The 7718-nt window shown below is 74.4% G+C and carries 6 protein-coding genes; all 6 read left to right on the top strand.

Going from position 1 to position 7718, the window contains the following annotated elements:
- Positions 1–239 precede the first annotated feature (239 nt).
- The 6 genes from FGW31_RS06415 to FGW31_RS06390 all read left to right on the top strand — a co-directional run bounded on the left by FGW31_RS06415 (position 240) and on the right by FGW31_RS06390 (position 7323).
- Entirely contained in the window at positions 240–887 is a 648-nt protein-coding gene (locus FGW31_RS06415) for a ScbR family autoregulator-binding transcription factor (protein WP_142192350.1), read from the top strand.
- 41 nt (positions 888–928) lie between these two features.
- A complete protein-coding gene (locus FGW31_RS06410) occupies positions 929–2107 on the top strand; it encodes a damage-control phosphatase ARMT1 family protein (protein WP_142192349.1) in 1179 nt (392 codons plus the stop codon).
- Between the two features lie 96 nt (positions 2108–2203).
- Positions 2204–4360, top strand: coding sequence for a germacradienol/geosmin synthase Cyc2 (cyc2, locus tag FGW31_RS06405; protein WP_142192348.1), 2157 nt, complete (start codon positions 2204–2206; stop codon positions 4358–4360).
- 40 nt (positions 4361–4400) lie between these two features.
- Positions 4401–5006 (top strand): PDZ domain-containing protein, encoded by a 606-nt coding sequence (locus FGW31_RS06400; protein ID WP_142192347.1) that lies wholly within the window; start codon positions 4401–4403, stop codon positions 5004–5006.
- Positions 5007–5198: 192 nt separating this feature from the next.
- Complete coding sequence (locus FGW31_RS06395) at positions 5199–6326, top strand: aminopeptidase P family protein (protein ID WP_142192346.1); 1128 nt, start codon at positions 5199–5201, stop codon at positions 6324–6326.
- Positions 6327–6375: 49 nt separating this feature from the next.
- Positions 6376–7323, top strand: coding sequence for an aminoglycoside phosphotransferase family protein (locus FGW31_RS06390; RefSeq protein ID WP_142192345.1), 948 nt, complete (start codon positions 6376–6378; stop codon positions 7321–7323).
- Positions 7324–7718: the final 395 nt, after the last annotated feature.

The following is a 7718-nucleotide window of genomic DNA, read 5'->3' as shown; positions in this document are numbered from 1 at the left end:
GGCGCCGCGGGGGGGGGTGGGCCCCCCGCCCCCCCCCGCCGTTCTCTTTTGCCGCCGCACCTGCCACACTTAGATACCGGACGTGCTGTTTTCTTTGAAGGCACGCGTTCGTTTTGCCCGATGTGTCCAAGTGCCGTGGCTTTTCTGGGTGATGAATGTCGCCACAGGGTGAGTTATCGTGTACTCGGCGTCAAAACAAACGGCATGACCCGTTCCTTTCCGGCTCAGGAGTTCAGTCGATGGCGAGGCAGGTACGCGCCGAGCAGACCCGCGCGACGATCATCACGGCGGCCGCCGACCTGTTCGACCGCCAGGGCTACGAATCGACCAGTCTCAGCGACATCGTCGAGCACGCCCATGTCACCAAGGGCGCCCTCTACTTCCACTTCGCGGCGAAGGAGGACCTCGCCCACGCCATCCTGGAACTGCAGTCGGCGACCTGCCGCCGCCTGGCCAGGGACACCGAGGTCCGGGGCCACACCTCACTGGAGGCGCTGATGCGCCTCACCTTCTGCATAGCCAGGATGTCCGCCGAGGACCCCGTCCTGCGGGCCGGTCTGCGGCTCGCCACCGGCGGCACCCGGCCGCGCCCGCCGCTCAGCCACCCCTTCACCGAGTGGCTGGACATCGTCACCGCCCGGCTCCTCGGCGCCGTCAAGGAGTCCGACGTCCACCCGGACGTGGACATCGACGTCGTGGCCCACTCCCTGGTCTGCTTCTTCGTCGGCACCCGGGTCGTCGGCCGCTCCCGCGAGGGCGTGGCCCGCCAGCCCCGCCGCACGGCCGAGATGTGGCAGATCCTCATCCGCGGCCTGGTTCCGGTGACCCGGCGGGCCCGCTACCTCAGCCTGGCCGCGCGACTGGAGCGGGAGATCGCACCGGTGTGACCGGCGGCGCGTCCCGGCGGTCGCGCGTTACGGTGAGCCGCATGTCCGAAACCCCCGGCGCGCCCGTGATCCACGCCGACCGGCCCGGCACGTTCCCGCACTCCGTGCTGGCCGAGCGGCACCCCGCGATCCTCCGGCAGGTGCGCGACGCCCTCCCGTACGGGCCCGGGCAGCGGCGCGCGCTCGACGCGCTGCTGACCGAGTGCACCGAAGGCACCGTCGAACCCCTCCCGGCCGGCGCGCACGACCGGGAGCGCTGGCAGACCTGGGGCATGGACACCTACGCCGGACGCTCCTGGTTCGACGTGCCCTGGCTGTGGGCCGAGAGCTGGTTCTACCGCCGGCTGCTCGACGCCGTGGGCTACTTCGGTCCCGGCGCCTGGCAGGGCGTCGACCCGTTCCGCCCGTCCAAGCTCGCCGAGCTCGGCTCACCCGCCACGGACGAGGAACTGGCCGCGCTGGACGACCTCGCCGGACGGCCGGAGCACGAACGGGCCCGCGCCCTGCTGCACGGCTCCCTGTGGGGCAACCGCGCCGACCTCGGGTTCCGGCTGTCCGCCGAGGGCGCCGAGGACAAGGCCGCCGTACCCGCGCTGGTGGCCGACGACAGCGAACGGCTGTGGGCGCTGCTCGGCGCCTCCGGCACCGGCACCCTGTGCCTGGTCGCCGACAACGCGGGCCGCGAACTCGTCCCGGACCTGCTGCTCCTCGCCCACCTGCTGGCGCACGGCCGCATCGGCCGGGCGGTGCTGCACGTCAAGCCGTACCCGTACTACGTCTCCGACGCCACCACCGCCGACGTCCTCGACGCGGTGCACCGGCTCACCGGTGCCGGGGGCGCGGCGGCCGGGTACGGGCGGGAGCTGCGGGCCGCGCTCACCGACGGCCGGCTCACCCTGCGCGCACACCCCTTCTCCTGCGCGCCGCTGCCCTACCAGGACATGCCGGACGACCTGCGCGCCGACTTCGCCGCCGCCGCGGTCACCGTCCTCAAGGGCGACCTCAACTACCGTCGGCTGGTGGGCGACCGGCACTGGCCCGCGACCACGCCGTTCGACGAGGCCACCGGCTACTTCCCGGGCCCCGTCGCCGCCCTGCGCACCCTGAAGTCCGACGTGGTCACCGGGCTGGACGCCGGCACCGAGGCGGCGCTCACGGCGGCCGGGGGACAGCGCTGGCGCACCGGCGGCACCCATGCGCTGATCCAGGTACGGACCTGAGCCCGCACAACTCCCGTACCGGGCAGGGTTCACGCGATGGTGTGATCACATGGCGGCCGGCGGATGCGGCGGGAGGGCCGCGGGTAGCCCCCGGCCATGACGCAGCCGTTCACCCTCCCGCACTTCTACCTGCCGCATCCCGCGCGGCTCAATCCGCACGTCGACGAGGCCCGCGCCCATTCGACGGCCTGGGCACGCGAGATGGGCATGCTGGAGGGCTCCGGAGTATGGGAGCAGGCCGACCTCGACGCGCACGACTACGGCCTGCTCTGCGCCTACACCCACCCCGACTGCGACGGGCCCGCCCTGTCGCTGATCACCGACTGGTACGTGTGGGTCTTCTTCTTCGACGACCACTTCCTGGAGATGTACAAGCGCACCCAGGACCGTGAGGCCGGCAAGGCCCACCTGGACCGGCTGCCGCTGTTCATGCCGCTGGACCCCGCCGCCCCCGTCCCCGAGCCCGGGAACCCGGTCGAGGCGGGCCTGGCCGACCTGTGGGCGCGCACGGTCCCCGCGATGTCCGCCGACTGGCGCCGCCGGTTCGCCGTCGCCACCGAGCACCTCCTCAACGAGTCCCTGTGGGAGCTGTCCAACATCAACGAGGGGCGGATCGCCAACCCCGTCGAGTACATCGAGATGCGCCGCAAGGTGGGCGGCGCCCCCTGGTCGGCCGGGCTGGTGGAGTACGCCACCGCCGAAGTGCCCGCCGCCGTCGCCGGGTCACGGCCGCTGCGGGTGCTGATGGAGACGTTCTCCGACGCCGTGCACCTGCGCAACGACCTGTTCTCCTACCAGCGGGAGGTCGAGGACGAGGGCGAACTCAGCAACGGCGTCCTGGTCGTGGAGACGTTCTTCGGCTGCACCACCCAGGAGGCCGCCGACACCGTCAACGACGTCCTCACCTCGCGCCTCCACCAGTTCGAGCACACCGCGTTCACCGAAGTCCCCGCGCTGGCCCTGGAGAACGGGCTCACGCCGGCCGAGGTCGCGGCCGTCGCGGCGTACACCAAGGGCCTCCAGGACTGGCAGTCCGGCGGCCACGAATGGCATCTGCGCTCCAGCCGCTACATGAACGAGGGCGCGCGCCGGGGAGCCCCCTGGCAGTCCCTGTCCGGCCCCGGGACGTCCGCCGCCGACGTCGGCGCGCTGCTCGCCGGCGCGGGGGCCGAGCGGCTGCGCGCCTACCGGCACGTGCCGTTCCAGAAGGTCGGCCCGTCGATCATTCCCGACATCCGCATGCCCTTCCCGCTCCAGCTCAACCCGGCCCTCGACGGTGCGCGGCGGCATCTGCTGGAGTGGTCGCTGAGGATCGGCATCCTCAGCGAGGGCGTCTGGGACGAGGACAAGCTCGCGAGCTGCGACCTCCCGCTGTGCGCGGCGGGCCTCGACCCGGACGCCACGCAGGAGCAGCTCGACCTCGCCTCCGACTGGCTGGCCTTCGGCACCTACGGCGACGACTACTACCCGGTCGTCTACGGCCACCGCCGCGACCTGGCTGCGGCCCGGCTCACCACGGCCCGCCTCGCGGCCTGCATGCCCCTCGACTCCGAGCCGGTGCCGCCGCCCGCCAACGCCATGGAGCGCGCCCTGGCCGACCTGTGGAGGCGCACGACGGCCGGCATGACACCGGACCAGCGCCGCCCCCTGAAATCGGCCGTCGAGACGATGACCGAGGCGTGGGTGTGGGAGCTGTCCAACCAGATCCAGAACCGGGTCCCCGACCCGGTGGACTACCTGGAGATGCGGCGCGCCACCTTCGGCTCCGACCTCACCCTCGGGCTCTGCCGCGCCGGACACGGCCCGGCGGTGCCGCCGGAGGTCTACCGAAGCGGCCCGGTCCGCTCGCTGGAGAACGCGGCGATCGACTACGCCTGCCTCCTCAACGACATCTTCTCGTACCAGAAGGAGATCGAGTTCGAGGGCGAGATGCACAACGCGATCCTCGTGGTGCAGAACTTCTTCGGCGTCGACTATCCGACCGCGCTGCCCGTGGTGCAGGACCTGATGAACCAGCGCATGCGCCAGTTCGAGCACGTCGTGGCGCACGAACTGCCCGTCGTCTACGACGACTTCCAGCTGTCGGAGGAGGCGAGGGCGATCATGCGGGGCTATGTGACGGACCTGCAGAACTGGATGGCGGGCATCCTCAACTGGCACCGGAACGTCCCGCGCTACCGGCACGAGTACCTGTCGGGCCGGGTCCACGGCTTCCTCCCGCACCGCGCACCGGCCCGGCCGGTGCTCGTCTGACCCCCGACGACCCCTCCGAGACCTCCCGCCGGAGACGACCATGGAACAGACCGCGTTGCGGCCCAAGCCGATGCCCGGGGACGGGGGCGGCACCGGGGCGCCGGAAGGGGCCCCGGGCCGTCCCGGGCAGCACGCCGGGCGGGGGACCGGGCGGCGGCTGCTGACCGCGCTGCTCGGGACGCTGCTGGCGGTCGTCCTCGTGCTGTCCGGGGTCGGCCTCGGAGCCATGGGGGCGGTCGTCATCGGCGGCGGCGGGCTCACCGCGCCGCAGCGGCAGTCGGGGACGGCGCCCGCCGGCCCGTCCGCGGCGGCCCTGTCCGCGCCCGCGCGCTCCACGCCGTCCGCCTCCACCCCGTCCGCCTCCGCGGCACCGCCCGCGCCCGTGGCGGCCCGGCTCGGGGTCGAGGTGGCCGACGACGGCAGACCGGGGGCCCTGGTCGTCGGCGTGCACGTGCCCGGCCCCGGCTTCTCGGCCGGCCTGGTGCGCGGCGACCTCCTGCTCGCCTTCGGTACGGCCCGGGTCGACTCGGCCGCCGACCTGGCCCGCGCCGTCGCCCGCGCACGCCCCGGGAAGGAGGTGACCCTGACGGTGCGCCGCAGCGGCGGCTACCGGCAGCTGACGGCGGTGCCCGGCATCCTCACGTGACCATCAGGAGGGGCCGGTGGGCCGCCCTTCGTCGGCCGGCACGCGGCACTCGGGCGAGGGCGACGGCATCCGGTGAGCCGGGGCCGGGTCGGGGGCGGGTCGCGGGGCGAACACCGGCAACCGGCTCGCGCCGCCCCCGCCCGCCGGGCAGGATGCTGCCCGTAACCCGACGACCGTCCAGAAAGGCCCCGGATGACCGGCACCGCGCCCGTGACCTTCACCGCCGACGACTACCGGGCCCGCATGGAGCGGGCCGCGCGGCAGGCCGCCGAGGCCGGACTCGCCGGCCTGCTCGTCGCGCCCGGCCCCGACCTGGTGTGGCTCACCGGATACGCCCCGACCGCGGTCACCGAGCGGCTCACCCTGCTGGTGCTCGCCGCGGGCCGCGACCCCGTGCTCGTCGTCCCCACCCTGGAGGCCCCGGACGCCGAGCGGGCCGCCGGCGCCACCGCCCTCAATCTACGGGACTGGACCGACGGCAAGGACCCCTACGCCCTCACCGCCGGCCTGCTGGACGCCGGCGGACGGTTCGGCATCAGCGACAACACCTGGGCCCTGCACCTGCTGGGCCTGCAGAGCGCCCTGCCCGGCACCTCCTACGCCGCCCTCACCGACGCCCTGCCGATGCTGCGCGCCGTCAAGGACGCGGCCGAACTGGAGCTGCTCGCCGCCGCCGGGGCGGCGGCCGACGCCGCGTTCGAGGAGATCCGCACCGTCCCCTTCGCCGGCCGCCGGGAGTCGGACGTCGCCGCCGATCTCGCGGCCCTGCTGCGGCGGTTCGGGCACTCCCAGGTCGACTTCACGATCGTCGCCTCCGGACCCAACGGGGCCAACCCGCACCACGAGGCCGGCGACCGCGTCATCGAGCGCGGCGACATGGTCGTCCTCGACTTCGGCGGCCTGAAGGACGGCTACGGCTCCGACACCTCCCGCACCGTCCACGTCGGCGAGCCCACCGACGAGGAACGCCGGGTGCACGAGATCGTGCGCGAGGCCCAGGAGGCGGGCTTCCGCGCCGTCCGGCCCGGGGCCGCCTGCCAGGACGTCGACCGCGCCGCCCGCGCGGTGATCGCCCGCGCCGGGTACGCGGAGCACTTCATCCACCGCACCGGACACGGCATCGGCGTCACCACCCACGAGCCGCCGTACATGATCGAGGGCGAGGAGCAGTCCCTCGTGCCCGGCATGTGCTTCTCCGTCGAACCCGGCATCTACCTGCCCGGCCGGTTCGGTGTGCGCATCGAGGACATCGTGACCGTGACCGAGGACGGCGGGCGGCGGTTGAACAACACCGCGCGGGAGATGGTCATAGTTGACTGAGTGACCTCTCCCGTCCCCTCACTGCCTCCCCGAACGGCACATGGCGACCATGACCCAGGCACCGACCCCCAGCGCGGAGACCGTACGACGGCTGGCCCGTTCCCTGCTGACGGACAGCGGCACGGGCGCCGCCTCCGGCACCGGACCCGACGTCCGGCCCGCCGTCGCGGGTGACGAGCCCGCCACCTGGTGGGTGGGCACCCGCCATGTGCTGCGCCTCGCCCCGGACCGCGAGGCGAGCGTGCGCCGGCGCCGCGAACTGCGGCTGCGCGACCTGGTCCGGCCGCACGTCCCCATCGCGCTGCCGACCTGCGTGGCGCACGGCGAGTGGGCGCCCGGCCTGCTCGCCGTCCTCGACACCGGGCTGGCCGGAGCGACGGCCGAGGAGCACGCCGTGTCCGCCCTCGGCGAGGCCGACCTGGCCGGACTGCTCACGGGCCTGCGCGAGGTGCCGCCGCGGCAGGCGGAGACGCTCGGCGTGCCACGCGTGTCACCGAGGTCACTGGAGGCACTGCGCCGGGCCGCCGAAGCCGCCGCCGAACGGCTCGCCGAGGCCGACGAGTTCGACCCGGCGCGCCTCGGCCAGCTCACCCCGCCCGCCGCGCTCCAACTGGCCGCCCAGCCCGGCACGGCGGTCCTCGTCCACCACGCCCTCACCGGCCGCCATCTCGTGGTCGGCGCGGACGGCCGGGTGCGCGGCGTGCTCGGCTGGGACGACGCGGTGATCGGTGACCCGGCCGAGGACATCGCGGGCCTGGCGCGCGCCGCCGGCGCCCCGGCCGCCGTACGCGCCGCCACCCTCGCCGGCTACGGTGCCCGGCCCTGTCTGCGCGGGCTGTGGCTGGCCCGCTGCGACGCCGTGCTCCACCTCGCCGAGGCCCTCACCGGCCGCACCGCCGACGCCCCGCCCGCGCTGCGCACCCGGCTGCGGCGCGCCTGGGAGCCGATCCTGCTGGAACGCGTGACGGACCTCGGGGACGGCGACGAGACCGTCTAGGAAGGGCTACGGGACCGTCTGGAAAGGGCGAACGGACCGTCTGGGAAGGGCGACAAGCCGTGTCCGTCCGGGGATGGCGACGGGACGGTGCCCGTCCCGGGTGGGGCGACGGGGCCGTGTCCGTCCGCAGGGGAGCGACGAGACGGTCCGGGAAGGCGACGGGCCCGTCCGCGGGGGAGCGGCGAGACGGTCCGGGAAGGCGACGGGACCGTCCGCGGGGGAGCGGCGAGACGGTCCGGGAAGGCGACGGGACCGTCCGCGGGGGAGCGGCGAGACGGTCCGGGAAGGCGACGGGACCGTCCGCGGGGGGGCGGCGAGACGGTCCGGGAAGGCGACGGGACCGTCCGCGGGGGAGCGGCGAGACGGTCCGGGAAGGCGCCGGGCCCGTCCGCGGG

It is taken from the genome of Streptomyces calvus (assembly GCF_006782915.1).
GTDB classification, from domain to species: Bacteria; Actinomycetota; Actinomycetes; order Streptomycetales; family Streptomycetaceae; genus Streptomyces; species Streptomyces calvus.
This window is presented reverse-complemented; position numbering and strand designations above follow the sequence as displayed.

Bases quoted from the DNA above. Each gene is read 5' to 3' on its own strand.
- FGW31_RS06415 (WP_142192350.1), top strand. From the start codon at position 240: ATGGCGAGGCAGGTACGCGCCGAGCAGACCCGCGCGACGATCATCACG.
- FGW31_RS06395 (WP_142192346.1), top strand. From the start codon at position 5,199: ATGACCGGCACCGCGCCCGTGACCTTCACCGCCGACGACTACCGGGCC.
- FGW31_RS06400 (WP_142192347.1), top strand. From the start codon at position 4,401: ATGGAACAGACCGCGTTGCGGCCCAAGCCGATGCCCGGGGACGGGGGC.
- FGW31_RS06390 (WP_142192345.1), top strand. From the start codon at position 6,376: ATGACCCAGGCACCGACCCCCAGCGCGGAGACCGTACGACGGCTGGCC.
- cyc2 (WP_142192348.1), top strand. From the start codon at position 2,204: ATGACGCAGCCGTTCACCCTCCCGCACTTCTACCTGCCGCATCCCGCG.
- FGW31_RS06410 (WP_142192349.1), top strand. From the start codon at position 929: ATGTCCGAAACCCCCGGCGCGCCCGTGATCCACGCCGACCGGCCCGGC.